Here is a 19,811-nt window from a genome sequence, read left to right as displayed (position 1 = left end):
AAGCCGAATCATGGTTGGTGAGCGAAGCCGAATCATGGTTGGTGAGCGAAGCCGAATCATGGTTGGTGAGCGAAGTCGAATCATGGTTGGTGAGCGAAGCCGAACCACTGCCTCCTACAGAGTCATCTACCGAAAACCCTATGCTTACCCAAGATAAACAACAACGTAACTGGCAACCTATTATCAAAGCATTTGAGGCTGTCCTTGGTAAAAATGGTGTAGTTCAACGCCGCGAAGAATTGATTACGTATGAGTGTGATGGGTTGACTAGCTATCGTCAACGTCCGGCTTTGGCTGTATTACCCAGAACCACAGAACAAGTCGCGGCAGTAGTGAAAATCTGTAACCAGTATTCTGTACCTTTTATCGCGCGGGGTTCCGGTACTGGTTTATCTGGTGGTGCTTTACCACTAGAAGATTCTGTATTGATTGTCACCTCCTTGATGCGGCAAATCCTCAATGTTGATTTAGACAACCAACGCATTGTTGTACAGCCAGGAGTCATTAATAGTTGGGTAACGCAAACAGTTAGCGGTGCGGGATTTTATTATGCGCCAGATCCTTCTAGCCAAATTATCTGTTCAATTGGCGGGAATGTCGCTGAAAACTCCGGTGGAGTGCATTGTTTAAAATATGGTGTCACCACTAATCACGTTTTAGGTTTAAAAATTGTCACCCCAGAAGGAGAAATTGTTGATTTAGGTGGACAAATCCCAGAAACACCTGGATATGATTTAACAGGTATATTTGTTGGTTCTGAAGGAACGTTAGGAATCGCCACAGAAATTACTCTCAGAATTCTCAAAACTGCCGAATCAATTTGTGTATTATTAGCAGACTTTACAAGTGTAGAAGCTGCGGGGGCTAGTGTTTCTGATATCATCAGCGCCGGGATAATTCCTGGTGGGATGGAAATGATGGATAACCTCAGCATCAATGCTGTTGAAGATGTTGTCGCAACTAATTGTTATCCGCGAGATGCGACGGCTATTTTGCTAGTGGAAATTGATGGTTTAGAAGTCGAAGTCGCAGTTTTAAAACAAAGAATTACTGAAATTTGTCAACAAAATGGAGCGCGGAATGTCACTGCCGCTACTGACCCAGAAACCCGCTTAAAATTGTGGAAAGGCAGAAAAGCTGCCTTTGCTGCGGCTGGACATTTAAGCCCCGATTATTATGTACAAGATGGTGTGATTCCCCGTACACAATTGCCTTATGTTTTGCAAGAAATTGAAAATTTAAGTCAAAAATTTGGATATAAAATTGCTAACGTCTTTCATGCTGGTGATGGCAATCTCCACCCCTTAGTGCTTTATGATAATTCTGTCCCTGGTGCATTAGAAAAAGTTGAAGAATTAGGCGGAGAAATTCTCAAGCTTTGTGTAAAAGTTGGTGGTAGTCTCTCTGGTGAACATGGCATTGGTTCCGATAAAAAATGTTATATGCCAGAAATGTTTAGCAGCATCGATTTAGAAACAATGCAATGGGTAAGACAAGTATTTAATCCCCAAGGTTTAGCCAACCCCGACAAAATTTTCCCCACACCCCGCACCTGTGGCGAAGCTGCACAGGCGATGAATCACAAGCAGCTTGAAGGCGTGGACAGATATTAGGATACAAAAATTTGGGCAAAAATGGCAAAATGACTCATAATTCAGATGATTTCAAGGAAAATTCCTATTCAAGATTATGCAATTGGTAAAGTGAGAATAAACCCTGTTTGACCAGAAGTTGAAGAATTGAGGGCTAGTTCGCCACGGTGCGCCCGGACAATTTCACGGGCGAGGCTGAGTCCCAATCCAATACCCTCTACTTTTCGGGTACGGGCTGGATCACCACGATAAAAGCGTTCAAACAGCCGATCGCGATCGCTGGGTAAAATATCTTTTGATGAATTAGTGACGGTGATTGTGAGAGTTTTTTGGGTTTGACGTGCCTGAATTTTAATCCAGCCATCAGCAAAATTATATTTAATTGCATTACTCAGGAGATTTTGTATGACTTGCATAAGTAAATCGCGATCGCCTTTTACCTGCAAATGATCAGGAATATCAGTTTGCACATTCAACTGAGGAGCCAGCAATTCCACATCTTCAATCATCTCTGATAACAACTCAGACATATTGACATCCACCAAATACAAGCCCATTTTGCCTGCATCTGCCAAAGACAACAGTAAGAGTTTTCGCATAATTGTACTTAAACGATGCACTTCATCTAATAAATTAGTTAAACGCTGCTGTACATCACTTCCTGGTTCAACTTGTTGGAGCGATCGCTCTAATTCACCTTGCAAAATAGTTAATGGAGTTTTCAGTTCATGGGCTGCATCAGCACTAAAGCGGGAAGCTTGAGTAAAACTGCGTTCCAGACGTTCTAACATTTGGTTAAACACCTGAATCAGTTCTACAAATTCTAAATCTGTTGTCTCACTGGGAATGCGCTGATCTAACCCTTGCACTGTTACCCGTTGAATTACGCCCGTTAACTCGTGAATCGGACGTAACGCCCCACCAGAAACAAACCAAGCCCCAGCCGCCACCAGCAGTAAAGCCCCTGGAATTAACACCAAGAAAATATAGCGGATACTTGCCATTTCTTGGTTCACGGGTTGTAAGCTAACAGCAACCGCCACCTGAGAATTAGGAAACTTCAACGCACCAATTCGCCAAGTTTCTTTCGCGGTTTTTTCTGTAACAAATTCTGGGGGAGTTGGGCGCGGTGGTGGTTGTCCTGGCTGATTTGCACCGAAAATGACAGGTCTTCTTTGTGGGGGAACATCTGGCGGCGCAGGTGCTAACTCTAAACGCTTCACCAAAAGATTTTTCACCCCAGTATCCGCCGATAAAGAGTTAAATTCGTAGACTGTTTTACCCTCAGCATCCAGCACCAGTAAAGCGACGGGAATCTTGGTATTTGTACCCAAGCCAGCAGGTAAAAATTCTGGGCGCAGAGGTGCTTTTCCTGGTTCTGGGGGACGATTGGCGCGGATTAACTGATTTAATAGTTCGGCATCTAAGCGGCTAATTTTGGCATTGTAAATCTGAAACCAGGATATTGCACCAAAACCGACTAAGGTAGTGCCGGCTAAAGCCGCAGATAACAACGCAATTCGGAGTCGAAACGATCGCAGATGTTTCACGATTGATTCTCTGGTTTGCGAAACCGATAGCCAACGCCGCGAATACTTTCAATCCAATTTGTTTCATCAATCGGTTCAATTTTTTTGCGAATGCGCTGAATACACACATCCACAACATTGGTATTAGGGTTAAAATCGTAACCCCAAATATGTTCTAAGATTTGGGTACGGGTAAAAACTCTTCCGGGAGAACGCATCAGATATTCCAGTAGATTAAATTCGCGGCTAGTAAGTTCGATGGCGCGTTGATTGCAAGTGACTTCCCGCGTGATGCGATCGAGTTTGATTGAGCCAACTGTTAGTAAATTTTGGCGATCGCCCACACTCCGACGCACCACCGCATGAATCCGCGCCGCTAATTCTTCCACAAAAAAAGGTTTAGCAATGTAATCATCGGCTCCCAAGTTTAACCCTGCCAGGCGATCGTCTAATTCATTACGCGCTGTTAACAAAATTACCGGCGCATTCCGCCCTTCTCGCCGCAGTTGTTTGAGAATCGACAGTCCATCTTTTCCTGGCACCATAATGTCCAGAATAATGGCATCGTATTCATTATCCATTGCTCGCAGATATCCTTCATCACCGTTGTCGCAATAATCTACGACAAATCCTTGCTCCTTCAGTCCAGCCCGGACGAAGTTCGCAATTTTTGCTTCATCTTCGACAAACAGAACGTTCACAAGTCTTCTCTAATTCAATGATGATTTCATTATAGATTTGTCCTCTTGTGACTAAAATTACAAATCTGTAATTTATATCACTATAGGAATAAGGTTTGATTCCTGAATCTAGTTGTGTAGGTAGGGAGTAGGGAATGGGGAGTAGGGAGTAGGAAAGAAGCCTGCTCTCGGTGTACTGATTTTTTTTCAGAAATCAAATATTGAGTCATATATTATCTCAAATCTTCAGAATTTAGCAAATTACAAAAATGTAATCAAGAAAATAAGCTATCTGTCATTTTGGGGTGGCTTAATCATAAATATCAGCTACAGCAAGTTTTGAGGTTAATTTTAATGAATATTCGTAGATTATTAGTTATAGCAGTAATTCCTTTGATGATTGGAACATTTGGCTTTGTAGGAACTAATCAAGCAAATGCTGATGCTCCTTCTCTGCGTAATCAAGATATTAAAGAACAGCCAAGAACAAATAAAAAACCACAAGTTAAACGTCGCCAAGTCCGTCCACAAGCAAAAAAGAATCTCCCTCAAAGTAATCGTCAAAACACAAATTCTCAGCAAGAATTAAATAGTGAAAAGAATAACCAAAGAGTGAGATTACGGGGGTAGAATCAAGTCAAAAGTTAAAAGTCAAAAGTCAAAAGAAAGATAACTTTTGACTTTCCTGTAGGGGTGTATGTATCTCAAACCCTTACACCCCATCACCCAGTTTCCACAGACAATCTTTGTGTGTAAGTCCTATTAAAGTTTATGAATACCAAAAATCGTCTATTAAATCGCAGAGAGGCACTGGGTTTATTTAGAGCAGCCGGAACTGCAATATTTGTCGTCGGTTGTCTACCAAGAAAATCTGCTTCTACACAAGAACAAATCAGTGCTGTTGTTCCAGTATCATCTACAGTCAAGACTGCAACATCACCGGGTTGTGTTCTTAGTCCACAGCAAACCGAAGGGCCGTATTTTGTGGATGAGAAACTCAATCGTTCTGATATTCGCATTTATCCTGCTGATGGTGCAATCAAAGCAGGTGTACCTCTGCAATTAACACTGCACATTTCTCAGGTTGGCAGTACTGGCTGTACACCCGTTGCAGGTGCAATTGTCGATATTTGGCACTGTGATGCGTTGGGTGTTTATTCTGACGTGGCAGACCAAAGTTTTAATACTGTGGGCAAAAAGTTTTTGCGTGGTTATCAAGTCACCGACGCGCAGGGAAATGTCCAGTTCACAACCATTTACCCTGGTTGGTACGAAGGCAGAACTGTACATATCCACTTGAAGGTGCGTACACAAGAGAAATATGAGTTTACATCGCAATTATATTTTGACGATGTGATGAGCGATCGCATTTACACCCAAGCACCCTACGCCAGCAAAGGACAGCGCATCATCAAGAACGCTGATGACGGAATTTTCCAATATGGTGGCGAACAAATGTTACTCAAGCTGAACACCAATGGAAAAGGTTACACCGCCTCCTTTGATGTTGGACTGCAAATGACGTAATTTCTGCAAAATACTATGCACAAAAATTACAAAAATGTAATCCACAACCAGAGCGAACTGTAATTTTTACTCTGTTAAATAAAAAACATCAACAACTGAACTTTCTAGAGGATAATTATGAAACTCAACACAGCCGCAGTCGTAGCTACAATTTCCATTCTCGCTGGTACATTCGGTGTCATTTCCTTAAATCAAGTCAATGCCGCTAATCCAGCGTCTAAAATTGCTCAAGCTTCCTCACAACCTTCCGACCAACCACCAGAAGGACAACGCCCACCCCGCCCCGACTTTGCCGCCGCCGCCCAGAAGTTAGGTGTCAGTGAACAAAAATTAAAAGAAGCTTTAGGTGTTCCTGCTAATCCTCCTAGTCAAGGTCAAGGGCAAGGGCAACGCCCGCCCCGTCCCGATTTTGCCGCCGCCGCCCAGAAGTTAGGTGTTAGCGAACAAAAATTAAAAGAGGCTTTGGGCGTTCCTGCTAATCCTCCCGGTCAAGGTCAAGGCCAACGTCAAGGTAAAGGACAAGGGCAAGGTCAAGGTCAAGGTGATTTCAATCAGCGCCCACCCCGCCCCGACTTTGCCGCCGCCGCCCAGAAGTTAGGTGTCAGTGAACAAAAATTAAAGGAAGCTTTGGGTGTTCCTGCTAATCCTCCCAGCGAAGGTCAAGGTCAAGGACAACGCCCACCCCGCCCCGACTTTGCCGCCGCCGCCCAGAAATTAGGTGTCAGTGAACAAAAGTTAAAAGAGGCTTTGGGCGTTCCTGCTAATCCTCCTGAAGAAAATCGTTCTGAGACAAGAAGATAGGGCAAGAAAATTAATTGCCACCATACGGCGATAGAGTTTGTTCTTCAAAAATAGAACAGACTCTATCGCCGTTTTTTCAGAAAAATAGGACGTAGTTAAAAAACTCTTTCCTACTCCTTACTCCCTATTCCCAACCTTTACAGATAATTTCAACAATCAAAGCAGATCACTATATCTGAGAATTGTAATCTTTATTCATAAAAATCTGAGGTTATTACTTAAGCTAGATTGTATAAATATTACGAATGATTGATTAATATTATTTTCTCCACAACTTTCTTATATTTCATAACTATCCTCGTAGATATAGACAGTTATTTGAATGACAAAATTTCAAGCAAGTGACTGCCTTCATTTTAAAACCCCTTTATATCAATTACTTGTAGAAAAATATGAATTACTGTCCTTGCTGTTCGGAAGTACTTTTACAACATGTACGTGGTTCGGAAATCACTTGGTTTTGCCGCCACTGTTGGCAAGATATGCCTGTCTTAAGTTGTCAGCGTCCTAGTTTATTAGCAGAAGTTATCAGAGAAAAAATACTTACTAAACCTGAATTGCGAGAAAATCTTCCTGTTACAAGTTATGTCAGCACATACAAAAAAATTACTGGTTGGATAGGCGTTAAAGATGCACTCAGTTAACGCAATATTTGGCTTTTTACTACACCCTATAATTCAGCTACATCTTTTATCTGCTCACTAACACATCTGATGCTGCTTATATAGCTAGGCTTTTAGCCAAATCAGGACTTACGCACAAAGATTATCTGTGGAGATTGGGTGTAAGGGTGAAAGGGTTTGGGGTGTAAGGATTTTGAATAAGTACACCCTCGCCAAAACCCTTAATTTTTCGTTTTTATGCGTAAGTCCTAAAAACCTTTACACCGTTCGGCTGAGGCTCACGGCGAAGCCCCTACACCCGTGTCAACAGACGTAAATTCCGACTATTTATCCTTCTCCTGATTGGTGTTCTTGTGACTTTGGCGGCCAGCTTCAGCGTGTTGCTCTTTACTCCCGCCTGGAGTACCTTTTGATTCCGTATCGTCGGAATCTTCAATATCGTCAGCGTCCTCTTTTTGTTTTTTGCGACCGCCACCGTGAGATTGTTTTCCACCTTCACGACCAATTTCAGCCATGTGTTCTCTATCTTTACTGACGGTTTCGCCTCCTTTACGTCCAGCTTCACGCGCTTCTTCAGGGGTAAATTCGTGAGCTGTACCTTTTTCATGAGCAGCGTGTCCACCCTTGCTGGCGATTTCTCGTTGCTTATCTTCATCCATAGAAGCAAAGCCACGTTTACTTGTATCTGACATAATATTGCTCCTGGTCATGAACTATAGTTTTTGACTTTTATAGTCAGTAAAAACTTTTAGCTGATTCACGTTCTCAATTTAGCTATATAAAAAGCAGCTTTCATTGGCCGTAGGAGAGAATCATGCCAGACTAAACCCCAACTTCAGATATATAACCTCAACGCGGCTTTATATCTTTTTGTGTAACTCAGGATTCATACACAGTATTAAGACTGGGGTAGAGGTTGTGAACAGTTCATGTCCGGTAAAAGACTTATCAGAAAAACCGCAGGGAGCAGGGGGAGAAAGAGTTTTGTCTTTCTACACAGATGTATTGAATCATAACTGATTTGCGGGATATGATATTGAACATTTTCCCAAACTCTTGATTTTGTGTGTTTATCGTCAGTTTCGAGTAGAAAAAGCGCCACTAGAAAAACTAGTGACGCTTTTTCTGAATGCCATAAATGTAATTAACTAATGTGGGCTGGGAATTATTCTGAGTGTTTTTGCAGCTGATATGTCAGGGATTGTTGATTATTTGGGGCTACATCATTAGAGGAATAATGGGCGATGACAAATAAAGGTAGGGTTAAGGTTAACAGTGCGATCGCAGTTCCCACAAAGTCTGCCAAACGATGGGAATATGTATCGGTAGTGTTTGCAGACTGACTATTTGAATTCATACAAATTTGAAATTTTTCAACTCACTTGATAAGTTTTATCTCTCGGAGAGAGTCTTGATGCCATTTTAACGATTTTTTACTGACTACTGTGTAGCAGTCACAAAATTGAACCAGTTTGGCAGGTGTCATAACAATAATTTTATCTCCGACAAGATTGATACAAAGTTACAGAAAAACATTTCGGAATTATCTAAGTGAATAATATGTTACGATTCCTTGCAAAGATTTGCCAACTTTTGGTTAAGCATAGGTTAATAAATTGCATCAAAGACTACATTTTTTCTGTTGTGTTGATATAAATTGATAACTTATCTTAAAGCAATTGTTGGAATTATAACATCTGAAAATACTCTAGATAGGTTGGTTTCACAGATTTAGATGATTTTACTCATAAGCAATGTCTACCGAAATCTTACTGAAGACTTTGATACTTTTGATTATCAAACTCAGCCTCACACGTAACCCTATCATTAGTAAATGATTGGATAAAAATACGCTCTAAATCAGCATAGTGAGCAAGAGTAAATTCAGCGATCGCATGAAAAAATAACTTGTTAATTAACTATATTAGTGTTATGTAACATTAATTTTGGTTTGTCAATCTATACATAGGTAGAGTACAAATACTTTGAGAATAAAGTTTTCAGATACCCGACTTCTTGAAGAAGTTGGATATATCTTTGTTAACAAATAATTAAATTTTGATGACAAATAAAAAACCGCCAATAAATGATAGTGGCGGTTGTCTGGTTAAGCAATCGGAGGGTAATTAAAGCTTAATCTCTGAAGTTAGTGGTTGCTGTAGCTGACTTTGCAGTTACTTATTTTCTAAAATTGCCCATTTAAACTATCCTCTGCTATATGTATTCATCGGTTCTTTGATAAATCGAATGTAAAGATGTTTAAACGTAGATTTGATCACACGGGGCATAGCAAAATCTATTGGCATTAACTTATCAGGTAAGCGCCAATCTGAGATTTGTAATAAATCAGGATGTAACAGAGGAAATTCAATTTCATCTAGTTCGGGACAAACCCCCAACCTTTGGGAAGCAGCAACAGTCGGAACTTGCTGGGGTGAAACATTGAGAATTTCTAACATCGCCCTATCTAAAGCAAATACATCTGATGCGGCGGCTAAAATTCCTAAATTCCGAGGTTCTCCACCACTAGGGCCATTACCTTCATGACCAATAATGCCATCTAAAATAGTTAAATCGGGGTTGATTGTTTTCGCTGTTTCTACTAACATTTCCCCAAATCGGTTAGCATCTTTCCCGGCTTCCATGTGCCACCAAGCTTTCATTTTACCGGGAACGCAACCAAATAAATTTTTCACACCCAAGGTTACAGTTAATTGCATGTGTGATTTAACTTTGGGCAAATTAATAACTACATCCGCTTCCATCGCCTCTTTACACAGTAGCAAGTGGTTGAAATTCTCGCTGACTGTGTGGTAACGCTGTCCATGAAATTCGACGATGGGAAGATTGAGTTCTTGGATAAAAGATTGATAACCATTAGCAATGGCGACTCCCTTCGCACTCCCAAAAGCCGGACTGTCGCCTAAAAATGGTTTACCACCAGCTTCAATAACCATTTTGGCAACTTCATAAACCAGTTCTGGACGAGTAGTACATTCTTTCGTCGGACGTGCGCCTGTGAGGAGATTTGGCTTGAGTAATACCTTTTGTCCTGGTTTGACAAAAGCTGCGATTCCTCCCAGGGGTTCTAGCACAGTGGTTAAGGATTCCCGTAAAGCGTCGCTTTCGTAAGATGTCGCCCTGATTAAGCCAACTGATGATTTGTATGTCTGCATAGGTAAATAATTGCGTGAAGGATGGAATAGCTATGAATATTGAATAACACATTACATGATATTAAATTTTCTCCACAGGGAGCTTAAAATCAGCATTTATCACTCCTATCGTCTGAAAATCTGGAAATGAGGTTGATGATTCACATTTCTAATTTTATTTAAATGGATTCACAATTTCTAATTGATCAGCTATTATCAATCCATCCTGCATATCTTCGGAATAGAGAATACTGGCTCTTGCAGACAACGCACAAGCAACAATTAATCCATCCCAAAAAGAAAAATTATATCGCCTACGAATATCTGATGCCGATTCAAAAATATTCAAGTTAAACTCTATTACAGTGCAGCGAAGGTAAAGTGATTGAATCACTGCTTTAATTTGTTCTTCATTAAAAGCTGCTTTTTTCAGTAAATTAGCAGAAACTTCATTGATAACCTGCGTACTGATAATTATTCCTTCATTTGATGTAATTGAAATCGCAATATTCCGCTTTCTGTCTCTTTCTGCTACTTCTATTTTTTGATCATCAAATAAACGATATAGCCAAACATTTGTATCAATAAAAGATGGAACAGCAGTCATAACTAGCGACTATAAATTTCCTCACGGCTGAGTATACCATTGACTTGAACGGGATTTTCAGTCAATTCATCAATTATGTCTTGTGTTTGTAAGATTTTTTTCTTGACCAAAAGAATAACTTTAATATCATCGCCTTCACTGATTTCTTGTTTATACTCATCAGGAATTTGAATTAAACCATTTTGGATTTTTGCTTGAAATTCTACTGCATTAAACATTTCTCAATTCCGTTATATATTGATATATGTTATTCTGCTTTATATTCTATTCTATTTTTAAAAAAATCAGCTATGTGTCAGGTGGGCATTAACTACTAGATTCTGTATTAATTAAAGGTTTTGCTGAAAATGCCCACCCTACTTGCAGTTCAGAAATCTGATTAAGATTCTTTCCTCAAGGGTACAATGCTACTCATCTGTTCTAGATTTAACACTTCAGCTAATTCCGCTTCTGTCATTAGTCCTTTTTCTAAAACAATCTGTCGCAAGGATTTACCAGTTGCTAATGATTCTTTGGCGACTTCCGCAGCATTGAGATAGCCAATGTGAGTGTTGAGTGCGGTGACTAAAGCTAAACTACCTTCGGCGTAGGCTAAACAGCGATCGCGGTTAGCGGTAATATTTTGAATGCAGCGTTCTGTCAGCACCGCGATGGTATTACCGAGAATTTCGATGCTGTGAATCAGGTTATAGGCAATTAACGGCATCATCACATTCAATTCTAATTGTCCGGCTTGGGCGGCAAGAGCGATCGCACTATCGTAACCCATCACCTGAAAACACACCATCGATGTCATCTCTGCCATGACTGGGTTATATTTCCCTGGCATAATTGAGGAACCTGGTTGGACTGGAGGAAGTTGAATTTCCTTCAAGCCAGTTTTCGGCCCGGAGTCCATCAACCGCAAATCGTGGGATATTTTAACTAAATCCTGGGCTAAGTTGCGTAAAGCCCCAGAAACATTGACAAATGGTGCCATACTCTGCATAGCTGCCATTAACTGCGGCGCAGGTTCTAAAGGCATATTCAGCAATTCTGAGAGAATTTCCACCACACGGGCGCGATACAAAGGATGGGTATTCATCCCCGTACCCGACGCACTACCACCCAAACCCAGCACCATCAAATCTCCAGATGCAGTATAGATGCGGTTTTGATGGTCTGTGAGGATTTGCGCCCAAGCTGCAAAGGTATCACCCAAACGCACAGGTACAGCGTCTTGCATGTGGGTTCTGCCAGATTTGACGATATCTTGAAATTCTACCGCTTTGCTTTCTAAGGCGGCGATCGCTTTTTCTAAGGCTGGGTGTAATGTATGAGTCAGTGCTAATAAACCACCAATGCGAATGGCTGTTGGGATGACATCATTGGTAGATTGTCCGTAGTTAACATGGTCGTTAGGATTAACTTTTTTGTAATTACCTTTTTCATCACCGAGAATTTCTAACGCCCGATTTGCTAAGACTTCGTTAACATTCATGTGGTGGGAAGTTCCCGCACCAGCTTGATAAACATCTACCACAAATTGGTCGCGTAATTGTCCCGCCAAGATTTCATCGGTGGCTTTAACAATGGCTTGACTAATCTCTGGGGAAATGCAGTCTAATTCACCGTTAACAATTGCAGTAGCTTTTTTAATGAGTAAGCAAGCATCTACGTAAGTATGTAAAGGCTTTAAACCACTGATTGGGAAATTTTCTGTAGCCCGTAGAGTTTGAATGCCGTAATAAACATTACTAGGAATTTGGCGATCGCCCATTGAGTCGCGCTCAATGCGAAAATTTATATTGTCAGTCATAGTATTGTCTGGATGATCTCGAAATACAGATCATGCCACGTAAATGGCACTCACGCCCTTTTTACTATGTACAATCTTCCAAACTCAAATCAATTTATTTAAGTTAACCTAAGTTTAAACACGCGCAGGTAAATATTATGATTAAAACACCAACTCGCCGGATCTCTTTAGAGGAATTTTTACAATTACCAGAAACTAAACCAGTAAGTGAATATATCGATGGTGAAATAATTCAAAAACCTATGCCTCAAGGTAAACATAGTAGACTTCAGTTGCAATTACCTAATGCGATTAATCATGTAACAGAACCCAAAAAAACTGCCCTAGCTTTTCCAGAATTACGCTGTACTTTTGGTGGACGTTCCACAGTTCCAGATGTCGCGGTATTTGCTTGGAATCGGATTCCTGTAGATGAAAAAGGCAATATCGCCAATGTTTTTAATACATACCCAGATTGGACAATTGAAATCCTCTCTCCTGAACAAAGTACAACCAAAGTTACCAAAAACATTTTACATTGTTTAAATCATGGTACGAGCTTGGGTTGGTTAATTGACCCAGAGGAACATTGTGTTTTAGTTTATCCGCCTCACCAGCAAATCATATATTTAGAAAACGAACAAGATATATTGCCAGTTCCTGATTTAGTCAGTGATTTAAATTTGACATTGGGGCAATTATTTGGTTGGTTAAAATTATAAATAATTTCTCAACCTAAATCATGACTTTACCTAATTGGATTACTTTTTCTCGCCTTCTTGGTGTCCCATTTCTGCTTTATGGTTTGTACAACCCAACACCGCAGGCTAGATGGATATGTTTAGCAATTTTTCTTGTGGCGGCGTTAACTGACTGGTTAGATGGCTATTTAGCGCGGAAACTCAACCAAATTAGTGATTTGGGTAAGTTTTTAGATCCTTTGGTAGATAAATTTTTGGTACTTGCGCCGTTGATGGTGTTAATTGAGTTGGGGAAAGTTCCAGCGTGGGGAGTGTTTTTGATTTTAGCGCGAGAATTAGCGATCGCAGGTTGGCGAGTTAATCAAACAAAAATTTCGGGGGCAAATATTTGGGGTAAGCTGAAGACTGTGAGTCAAATAGTAGCGATCGCATTTTTGATTGCACCGTTACCATCAGCATGGCAAACTCCTGCATTAATCGCCTTTTGGATTTCTGTGACTTTAACTTTAATATCAGGGTTAATTTATCTTTTACCAACAAAAGCTGAGGCATAAGCAAAGTTAACGCAAGGAGAGGTGAAGTATCTTTCAATCTCAATTCATATTCAGATAACTTAACCCCGTAAATCTTTTAGCAAATTTACTTACTTTGCCATTTATTTCCTTAGCCACCAGCTACAATTAAACCTTTCATTTGGCTTGGCGATTTTCGTAGTTTTGTTTTAACCAGTTTTGGTAAGCACCTGAACGTACTTGATTGACCCAATTGGAATTATCTAAATACCATTGCACTGTTTTTAGTAATCCACTATCAAAGTTTTCTTTTGGTTTCCAACCTAATTCACTAATGATTTTATTGCAATCAATTGCATATCTTCTATCATGTCCAGGTCGGTCTGGAACAAAAGTCATCAAAGATGAATGTCTCAAACCAGATTTTGGTGCTAATTCATCAAGAATGGTACAAATTTTTTCTACTACTGTTAAATTTGTTTGTTCATTTAGTCCTCCAATATTATAAGTTTCACCAATTGTCCCCTTTTGCAAAACCAGATAGATAGCTTCACAATGGTCGATGACATAAAGCCAATCTCGAATGTTCTGTCCATCACCATATATAGGTAAAGGCTTACCATCTAAAGCATTTAGAATAGTCAAAGGAATTAACTTTTCGGGAAATTGGCTTGGCCCATAGTTATTAGAACAATTTGTAGTTAAATTAGGCAAACCGTAGGTATGATAGTAAGCTCGGACAAAATGATCAGATGCAGCTTTAGATGCTGCATAAGGACTATTTGGCGCATAAGGTGTATCTTCTCTAAAGGCTGGTTCTTTTGTGCTTAATGAGCCGTATACTTCATCTGTAGATACGTGTAAGAAACGAAATTGCTGCTGATTTTGCGGTGATAGTTTCTGCCAATAAAACCGAGTTGTTTCCAATAAATTAAATGTACCGACTACATTTGTTTGAATAAAAGTTTGGGGGCTGAATATAGAACGGTCAACATGAGTTTCGGCAGCAAAGTTAATAATTGCATTTGGTTGATATTTATCTAGTAAATAACTCACTAATTCAACGTTAGCAATATCTCCTTGTACAAAATGGTAATTTGGGTCAGCTTGGAGTAGGGCTAAATTTTCTAAATTACTAGCGTAAGTTAATTTATCTAAATTAATTATATTAAACCAATGATTCTGCCGAGCTAAAAGAATAAAGTTAGCCCCAATAAATCCGGCTCCACCTGTTACTAATACTGTCTGCATACAATTTAATCTATAATAAAATTCAAAAAATAATCGAATAATTTAAGCTAACACGAGCAAAAACCAATAATTAGCTTATCATCTGGATGTTCCTTATGTATCAAACAGACCCGCCTCGACCTGCGAAAGAATCTCTACCTACGATGTATGATCTCAAGAGTGAAGATCCCAAGGAACCTGGCTTGCCTGAAGAATTTCATATTTTCCAACCCCAACTGCTACGCGAGACATTTTCTCCACCAAACTATCGAACAGACGAAATATTTACTGCTAGTGACTTAAACCTCTACTATGATACTCAGCATCCACTATGGTACAAGCTCCCAGATTGGTTTGCGGTTGTAGGTGGTTCTCGTCTCTACGAACAAAAAGATTTACGTTTAAGTTATGTGATTTGGCAAGAAGGTATTGCACCTTTTGTAGTAGTTGAATTACTATCTCCAGGAACAGAAAAAGAAGATTTGGGACAAACTCTGCGAGAAGTTAACCAACCGCCAACAAAATGGGAAGTTTACGAACGAATTTTGCGAGTCCCTTATTACATTGTCTTTGACCGCTACACTGATAAATTACAAGCTTTCCAAATAATTGCAGGGCGCTACAGCGAAATGAATTTAACTACGCCAAGAATTTGGATGCCGAGTTTACAGTTGGGTTTAGGACTTTGGCAAGGCTCTTATCAAGGAATTGAGCGGTTATGGTTACGTTGGTATAATGCAGATGGAAATTGGATTCCTACTCCCGTGGAGCAGGAAAGCCAGAGGGCTGAACGATTAGCCGCAAAGTTACGAGAGTTGGGAATTGACCCCAACCAAATATAAATCGCTACACGGCTTGTAAAATTTCTTCGTCTACAGAGAAATCTACTTCCTTCTGATCCCGTCCATTGGCTAGATAATCATTTTTTAAAGAATCTGTTAACCCAGAAATTAAATCATATTCGGGCTGCCAATTTAATTCTGTGTGGGCTTTTTGTACTGATGCGAAGAAATGTTGAAGGCGCATCGGGAAAGCTTTACGCTTGCCAAAATCAAACTTTTTCGGGTCGTAGTGAACTATTTTAATTGCATCAGGTGATTTACCAGCAGCTACAGCACAAGCACGGGCTAAACCATTAAAAGTCACAAAGCGATCGCCTGAAATATTATAAATCTGCCCAATCGCTTTTTGATTGCCAATCACCAAAGACATTGCCGTTGCCAAATCTTTTACGTGACCAAACTGGGTAATATGTAGACCATTACCCGGAATTGGTATTGGGCGATCGCGCACAATTCTATCAAAAAACCAGCTTTCTAAATCGTTGTAATTACTCGGCCCGTAAATATACGTTGGGCGAATCGAAGTAAACGGTAAGCCTTTTTGAGCCAAGTAAGCTTCCGTTTCGTGTTTACCCTTATGGCGACTCTTGGGGTCAATAGCATCGCCTTCAACATGGGGTAATTGGTCAGATTTAAGATAAACCCCTGCCGAACTCATATAAACAAACTGCTGCACTCTACCTTGGAAAATTTCTGCCAATGGCTGAGTATCACTTAATTCTCGACCATTATTGTCGAAAATGATGTCAAAATTCTCTTGTGACAGCTTTTCTTTCAGTTGGGCTGCATCCGTGCGATCGCCTATAATCTGTCCTACCTTGGATGGTACCGGACGATTGCCACGATTGAACAGTACCACCTCATGCCCTTGCTTTAAAAGTATTTCAGTTAGGTAAACACCAATGAACCTAGTGCCACCCATAATTAAAATTCGCATAAATTCCCCTTTTATGTCTAATGGAGGGGCTAGGGGCTAGGGGTTAGAGGTGAGAGGCTAGAGGTTAGGGGTTAGAGGCTAGAGGGTTAGATACATAAGATTACTTAAATATCTTTGATACAAATCCCTAGCCCCTAGTCCCTAGCCCCTAGTCCCTAGCCCCTACTCCCCACTCCCTACTCCCTACTCCCCCTTAGAGGTTATCAGGTTGCTGTATCCCTCTGGAACCACTTGCGGCAGAATTCCGTCTGGGGTTAAATCTGGGGCGCTTCCTCACAATTTGTCTGACTGTATTTTCCATCTACTCAAGTTACTGTGCCCTTGAAATATGCTCTGGTTCATGAGTGGTTAACACCCAAAGCCACCGGTGGTTCAGAATTAGTCGTACAAGAAATTCTGAACCATGTTAATGCCGATTTATATGCGTTGATTGACTTTGAATCCAGCAATCCTGAAAGTTACTTGTACAAACGCCAAATTGGTACAACGTTTCTTCAGCATTTTCCCTTAGCGCGTAACGGAGTGCAGAAATATTTGCCTTTGTTACCCTTAGCAATTGAACAACTGGATTTGCGGCAATATGACGTGATTTTGTCTTCTTCTCATGCTGTAGCAAAAGGAGTTTTAACTACACCTGATCAGTTGCATATCTGCTACTGTCACAGCCCTATGCGTTATGCCTGGGATTTGACTTTTGACTATCTGCGTCAAAGTAAGCTTGGCAGTGGTTTACCAGGGTGGCTAACCAAGTATCTACTGCATCAGCTACGCCATTGGGATGTCTTAAGTGCCAATCGTGTTGATTACTTTATTGCCAATTCCCAGCATACAGCTAGACGAATTTGGCGTTGTTATCGACGAGAAGCCGCAGTGATTTATCCACCTGTAAATGTGGAAGCATTTCCGCTTTTTCTCCAGAAAGAAAATTTTTACTTGACTGTTTCCCGTTTAGTTAGCTATAAGCAAGTATCTTTAATTGTCCAAGCTTTCAATAAATTGCAGTTACCATTGGTCATAATTGGTACAGGTTCAGAAATGGAAAAAATTCGCCAAATAGCCAAACCTAACATCAAAATACTGGGGTGGCAGCCTGATGATGTAGTCAAAAAATATATGGCTCAAGCCAGGGCATTTGTCTATGCTGCTTGTGAAGATTTTGGCATTGCCTTAGTAGAAGCACAAGCTTGCGGTACACCAGTAATTGCTTATGGGGCGGGCGGTGCATTAGAAACAGTCCGGGATGTGCGATCGCACAAGGAGCAAGGAACTGGGATCTTTTTTCCAGAGCAAACAGTAGCGGCATTAACAGCAGCAGTAGAACAATTTGAAGTGTATCGCAATGTCATCAATCCTGAGTATTTGCGATCGCACGCTGATCAGTTTTCACCGCAAATTTTTGCACAGCGTTATCTAGATTTCATCAACCAGTGCCACAAAACCAGACCATACTTAGCGTAATGGTTGAAATTTGTGTACGGAAATTGTGTATGCTTTTGGAACTTCCCTCCAGAAGCACCTCATTTTGGCTTTAAGATTGGGACTATGTGTGGTGTGGATTATTAAGGAGTATGATGACTGCCCAGAGCTCACTCCTCTCCGGCAAGCGAAGCCTACGGCAAGACGCTAGCTCGTCTAGGCGTACTTTCTTAAAACGTAGCAAAAAAACCAAGACACCCAGGGTAAAACCCAAAGTGTCGTCTGCTCAGGCTTTAAACGGAGAGTTCGTTAAGCGACTATTCGACATCGGGTTTTCGCTGTCAGTACTGATTTTGTTTTTTCCCCTTTACTTGATTTTGGCCTTGCTGATTGCTTTCAGCTCAGAAGGCCCCATTTTTTACGTCCAAGAACGGGTAGGTAAAAACTATAGGCGCTTCAATTGTATTAAATTCCGCACAATGGTGAGCAATGCCGACGAAATGCTTGTGCAGATGATGGAAACATCGCCCCAATTGCGACAGGAATTTGAAAGTAGTTTTAAGCTGAAACATGACCCAAGAATTACCACAATCGGTAAATTTCTTCGCATTACCAGCTTGGACGAATTTCCCCAATTTTGGAATGTTTTAAAAGGAGATATGAGCGTCGTCGGGCCGCGCCCCCTGGTAGCCGAAGAATTACCAAAATATGGTCATCACATAGGGCAAGTATTAACAATCCGACCAGGAATTACTGGATTATGGCAAGTTTCTGGGCGTAATGATATTCCTTACCCCAGACGAGTGCAAATAGACTTACACTATGTCAAATTTAGAAATTTCTGGCTTGACTTGTGGATAATTCTGAAAACGATTAATGTGGTGATTATGCCTAAAAATAACGGCGCTTATTAAGTCAAAATCAACATTGCTCGTAGCGACATTATCAGAGTTCAGGGGTCAGAATATGGCAAAATTCATCCAAATTATTCGCCATCAAGCATTATAAATTGCTTTTAAATTCTGACTTCTGAATCCTGAATATTGAATTCTGTTTGATCAATCTCTCTAAATTTTTAATTAATTTCCACTTAACAAAAGCCAAGATTATATAAAGTTTTTGTAAAAATTCCGCAACATCACTGAAATTCTATCTATTCATTGAGTTAACCTACTCAAGTTCAGCTTGTTAAGTAATTCTTAATTAAGTATATTTGTTTACGGCAAAATTCTGCTATCAATTAAGACCCGTAAGTTTCCCATTAGGCAATTTAGCCATTTGCTGCTAGGTTGTATCAGTTGGACTGAAACTCTACAGATCAAAAATAACAAGGGATAATTGAGCATGGTGCAAACTAAGCGAGCGTTGATTACTGGTATTACCGGTCAAGATGGTTCATATCTGAGTGAATTTTTGTTAGAGCAAGGTTATGAAGTTCATGGAATTATTCGTCGGACTTCTACCTTCAACACAGACCGCATTGATCATATTTACGAAGATCCCCACAAAGAGGGTGTGCGGTTGTTTCTTCACTACGGTGACTTGACAGATGGTACAACGCTGCGACGAATTTTAGAAGAAGTTCAGCCAACCGAAATATATAATCTAGGCGCACAATCTCATGTTCGGGTGAGCTTTGATTCACCAGAGTATACCGTTGATGCAGTGGGTATGGGTACTCTGCGTCTATTGGAAGCAATTCGAGATTATCAACGACGCACTGGTACAGAAGTCCGTTTCTATCAAGCTGGTTCTTCGGAAATGTATGGTTTAGCTTAAACAAAAAGAAGCCCCACATCTGACCCAAAGGGCAGTGTGGGATGAATTTTTGGGCGGCGACGAATTGACCAACAACTAATTCAATCCGCAGGATTGACAGGGG

Annotated in this window: 20 protein-coding genes and 1 pseudogene; 11 read left to right on the top strand and 10 right to left on the bottom strand. The window is 40.5% G+C overall.

All coding sequences use genetic code 11. The features are described from left to right. Positions 1 to 140 precede the first annotated feature (140 nt). Positions 141 to 1,613: a glycolate oxidase subunit GlcD gene (gene glcD, locus H6G77_RS17560; RefSeq protein WP_190588596.1), complete on the top strand. Its 1,473-nt coding sequence runs from the start codon at positions 141 to 143 to the stop codon at positions 1,611 to 1,613. Between the two features lie 74 nt (positions 1,614 to 1,687). Here the strand turns inward: glcD and H6G77_RS17555 are convergent, their stop codons facing one another. Together H6G77_RS17555 and H6G77_RS17550 are read right to left on the bottom strand one after the other, a co-directional pair. Further along, positions 1,688 to 3,142: an ATP-binding protein gene (locus H6G77_RS17555; RefSeq protein WP_190872247.1), complete on the bottom strand. Its 1,455-nt coding sequence runs from the start codon at positions 3,140 to 3,142 to the stop codon at positions 1,688 to 1,690. Beyond that, a complete protein-coding gene (locus H6G77_RS17550; RefSeq protein WP_190588461.1) occupies positions 3,139 to 3,822 on the bottom strand; it encodes a winged helix-turn-helix domain-containing protein in 684 nt (227 codons plus the stop codon). The genes H6G77_RS17555 and H6G77_RS17550 overlap by 4 nt, the downstream gene beginning before the upstream one ends. A gap of 333 nt (positions 3,823 to 4,155) precedes the next feature. Between H6G77_RS17550 and H6G77_RS17545 the strand changes: the two genes are divergently transcribed. The 4 genes from H6G77_RS17545 (at position 4,156) to H6G77_RS17530 (ending at position 6,773) form a co-directional block, all read left to right on the top strand. Next, on the top strand, positions 4,156 to 4,431 hold the full coding sequence (locus tag H6G77_RS17545; protein ID WP_190872246.1) for a hypothetical protein: 276 nt from the start codon (positions 4,156 to 4,158) through the stop codon (positions 4,429 to 4,431). A gap of 141 nt (positions 4,432 to 4,572) precedes the next feature. Beyond that, positions 4,573 to 5,328, top strand: coding sequence for an intradiol ring-cleavage dioxygenase (locus H6G77_RS17540; RefSeq protein WP_190872245.1), 756 nt, complete (start codon positions 4,573 to 4,575; stop codon positions 5,326 to 5,328). A gap of 117 nt (positions 5,329 to 5,445) precedes the next feature. Beyond that, on the top strand, positions 5,446 to 6,129 hold the full coding sequence (locus H6G77_RS17535; protein ID WP_190872244.1) for a hypothetical protein: 684 nt from the start codon (positions 5,446 to 5,448) through the stop codon (positions 6,127 to 6,129). A gap of 392 nt (positions 6,130 to 6,521) precedes the next feature. Continuing rightward, positions 6,522 to 6,773 (top strand): hypothetical protein, encoded by a 252-nt coding sequence (locus tag H6G77_RS17530; RefSeq protein ID WP_190670606.1) that lies wholly within the window; start codon positions 6,522 to 6,524, stop codon positions 6,771 to 6,773. Positions 6,774 to 7,075: 302 nt separating this feature from the next. On the opposite strand, the gene H6G77_RS17525 is transcribed toward H6G77_RS17530, so the two are convergent. The 6 genes from H6G77_RS17525 to H6G77_RS17500 all read right to left on the bottom strand — a co-directional run bounded on the left by H6G77_RS17525 (position 7,076) and on the right by H6G77_RS17500 (position 12,312). Further along, positions 7,076 to 7,444 (bottom strand): KGG domain-containing protein, encoded by a 369-nt coding sequence (locus H6G77_RS17525; protein ID WP_190588465.1) that lies wholly within the window; start codon positions 7,442 to 7,444, stop codon positions 7,076 to 7,078. Between the two features lie 473 nt (positions 7,445 to 7,917). Beyond that, positions 7,918 to 8,109, bottom strand: coding sequence for a hypothetical protein (locus H6G77_RS17520; RefSeq protein WP_190588466.1), 192 nt, complete (start codon positions 8,107 to 8,109; stop codon positions 7,918 to 7,920). An 847-nt stretch (positions 8,110 to 8,956) separates the two neighbouring features. Beyond that, positions 8,957 to 9,928, bottom strand: coding sequence for a DUF362 domain-containing protein (locus H6G77_RS17515; RefSeq protein WP_190872243.1), 972 nt, complete (start codon positions 9,926 to 9,928; stop codon positions 8,957 to 8,959). 154 nt (positions 9,929 to 10,082) lie between these two features. Then, positions 10,083 to 10,514, bottom strand: a complete 432-nt coding sequence (locus H6G77_RS17510; protein WP_190872242.1) for a PIN domain-containing protein — start codon at positions 10,512 to 10,514, stop codon at positions 10,083 to 10,085. Between the two features lie 2 nt (positions 10,515 to 10,516). After that, on the bottom strand, positions 10,517 to 10,732 hold the full coding sequence (locus H6G77_RS17505; protein ID WP_190872241.1) for a hypothetical protein: 216 nt from the start codon (positions 10,730 to 10,732) through the stop codon (positions 10,517 to 10,519). A gap of 161 nt (positions 10,733 to 10,893) precedes the next feature. Continuing rightward, positions 10,894 to 12,312 (bottom strand): aspartate ammonia-lyase, encoded by a 1,419-nt coding sequence (locus tag H6G77_RS17500; RefSeq protein ID WP_190872240.1) that lies wholly within the window; start codon positions 12,310 to 12,312, stop codon positions 10,894 to 10,896. A gap of 137 nt (positions 12,313 to 12,449) precedes the next feature. On the opposite strand from H6G77_RS17500, the gene H6G77_RS17495 reads away from it, so the two are divergent. Together H6G77_RS17495 and pgsA are read left to right on the top strand one after the other, a co-directional pair. Then, positions 12,450 to 13,013, top strand: a complete 564-nt coding sequence (locus H6G77_RS17495) for a Uma2 family endonuclease (RefSeq protein WP_190872239.1) — start codon at positions 12,450 to 12,452, stop codon at positions 13,011 to 13,013. 20 nt (positions 13,014 to 13,033) lie between these two features. Next, on the top strand, positions 13,034 to 13,546 hold the full coding sequence (gene pgsA, locus H6G77_RS17490; protein WP_190872238.1) for a CDP-diacylglycerol--glycerol-3-phosphate 3-phosphatidyltransferase: 513 nt from the start codon (positions 13,034 to 13,036) through the stop codon (positions 13,544 to 13,546). A gap of 135 nt (positions 13,547 to 13,681) precedes the next feature. Here pgsA and rfbB read toward each other — a convergent pair whose 3' ends face one another. Further along, positions 13,682 to 14,755, bottom strand: a complete 1,074-nt coding sequence (rfbB, locus tag H6G77_RS17485) for a dTDP-glucose 4,6-dehydratase (RefSeq protein ID WP_190872237.1) — start codon at positions 14,753 to 14,755, stop codon at positions 13,682 to 13,684. A gap of 95 nt (positions 14,756 to 14,850) precedes the next feature. On the opposite strand from rfbB, the gene H6G77_RS17480 reads away from it, so the two are divergent. Next, positions 14,851 to 15,576: a Uma2 family endonuclease gene (locus H6G77_RS17480; RefSeq protein ID WP_190872236.1), complete on the top strand. Its 726-nt coding sequence runs from the start codon at positions 14,851 to 14,853 to the stop codon at positions 15,574 to 15,576. A gap of 4 nt (positions 15,577 to 15,580) precedes the next feature. On the opposite strand, the gene H6G77_RS17475 is transcribed toward H6G77_RS17480, so the two are convergent. Next, entirely contained in the window at positions 15,581 to 16,513 is a 933-nt protein-coding gene (locus tag H6G77_RS17475; protein ID WP_190872235.1) for an NAD-dependent epimerase/dehydratase family protein, read from the bottom strand. A 315-nt stretch (positions 16,514 to 16,828) separates the two neighbouring features. Between H6G77_RS17475 and H6G77_RS17470 the strand changes: the two genes are divergently transcribed. The 3 genes and pseudogenes from H6G77_RS17470 to H6G77_RS17460 all read left to right on the top strand — a co-directional run. After that, on the top strand, positions 16,829 to 17,971 hold the full coding sequence (locus tag H6G77_RS17470; protein ID WP_190588476.1) for a glycosyltransferase: 1,143 nt from the start codon (positions 16,829 to 16,831) through the stop codon (positions 17,969 to 17,971). Between the two features lie 113 nt (positions 17,972 to 18,084). After that, positions 18,085 to 18,843 carry a sugar transferase gene (locus H6G77_RS17465; RefSeq protein ID WP_190588597.1) on the top strand — a complete coding sequence of 253 codons (759 nt, stop codon included), beginning with the start codon at positions 18,085 to 18,087 and terminating at the stop codon, positions 18,841 to 18,843. 430 nt (positions 18,844 to 19,273) lie between these two features. Then, positions 19,274 to 19,702, top strand: a pseudogene (locus tag H6G77_RS17460) (GDP-mannose 4,6-dehydratase); the annotation flags it as partial. Between the last annotated feature and the right edge of the window lie 109 nt (positions 19,703 to 19,811).

The organism is Aulosira sp. FACHB-615, assembly GCF_014698045.1.
GTDB lineage: Bacteria > Cyanobacteriota > Cyanobacteriia > Cyanobacteriales > Nostocaceae > Nostoc_B.
Note: the sequence above shows the minus strand (reverse complement) of the source record. Positions and strands in the feature narration are given on the sequence as shown.

What these genes read in the sequence shown, in the direction of transcription:
- H6G77_RS17465 (WP_190588597.1), top strand. Translation starts at nt 18,085, where the DNA reads ATGACTGCCCAGAGCTCACTCCTCTCCGGCAAGCGAAGCCTACGGCAA.
- H6G77_RS17520 (WP_190588466.1), bottom strand. Translation starts at nt 8,109, where the DNA reads ATGAATTCAAATAGTCAGTCTGCAAACACTACCGATACATATTCCCAT.
- H6G77_RS17535 (WP_190872244.1), top strand. Translation starts at nt 5,446, where the DNA reads ATGAAACTCAACACAGCCGCAGTCGTAGCTACAATTTCCATTCTCGCT.
- H6G77_RS17505 (WP_190872241.1), bottom strand. Translation starts at nt 10,732, where the DNA reads ATGTTTAATGCAGTAGAATTTCAAGCAAAAATCCAAAATGGTTTAATT.
- H6G77_RS17495 (WP_190872239.1), top strand. Translation starts at nt 12,450, where the DNA reads ATGATTAAAACACCAACTCGCCGGATCTCTTTAGAGGAATTTTTACAA.
- H6G77_RS17500 (WP_190872240.1), bottom strand. Translation starts at nt 12,312, where the DNA reads ATGACTGACAATATAAATTTTCGCATTGAGCGCGACTCAATGGGCGAT.
- H6G77_RS17525 (WP_190588465.1), bottom strand. Translation starts at nt 7,444, where the DNA reads ATGTCAGATACAAGTAAACGTGGCTTTGCTTCTATGGATGAAGATAAG.
- H6G77_RS17475 (WP_190872235.1), bottom strand. Translation starts at nt 16,513, where the DNA reads ATGCGAATTTTAATTATGGGTGGCACTAGGTTCATTGGTGTTTACCTA.
- H6G77_RS17545 (WP_190872246.1), top strand. Translation starts at nt 4,156, where the DNA reads ATGAATATTCGTAGATTATTAGTTATAGCAGTAATTCCTTTGATGATT.
- H6G77_RS17540 (WP_190872245.1), top strand. Translation starts at nt 4,573, where the DNA reads ATGAATACCAAAAATCGTCTATTAAATCGCAGAGAGGCACTGGGTTTA.
- rfbB (WP_190872237.1), bottom strand. Translation starts at nt 14,755, where the DNA reads ATGCAGACAGTATTAGTAACAGGTGGAGCCGGATTTATTGGGGCTAAC.
- H6G77_RS17480 (WP_190872236.1), top strand. Translation starts at nt 14,851, where the DNA reads ATGTATCAAACAGACCCGCCTCGACCTGCGAAAGAATCTCTACCTACG.
- glcD (WP_190588596.1), top strand. Translation starts at nt 141, where the DNA reads ATGCTTACCCAAGATAAACAACAACGTAACTGGCAACCTATTATCAAA.
- H6G77_RS17510 (WP_190872242.1), bottom strand. Translation starts at nt 10,514, where the DNA reads ATGACTGCTGTTCCATCTTTTATTGATACAAATGTTTGGCTATATCGT.
- H6G77_RS17515 (WP_190872243.1), bottom strand. Translation starts at nt 9,928, where the DNA reads ATGCAGACATACAAATCATCAGTTGGCTTAATCAGGGCGACATCTTAC.
- H6G77_RS17530 (WP_190670606.1), top strand. Translation starts at nt 6,522, where the DNA reads ATGAATTACTGTCCTTGCTGTTCGGAAGTACTTTTACAACATGTACGT.
- pgsA (WP_190872238.1), top strand. Translation starts at nt 13,034, where the DNA reads ATGACTTTACCTAATTGGATTACTTTTTCTCGCCTTCTTGGTGTCCCA.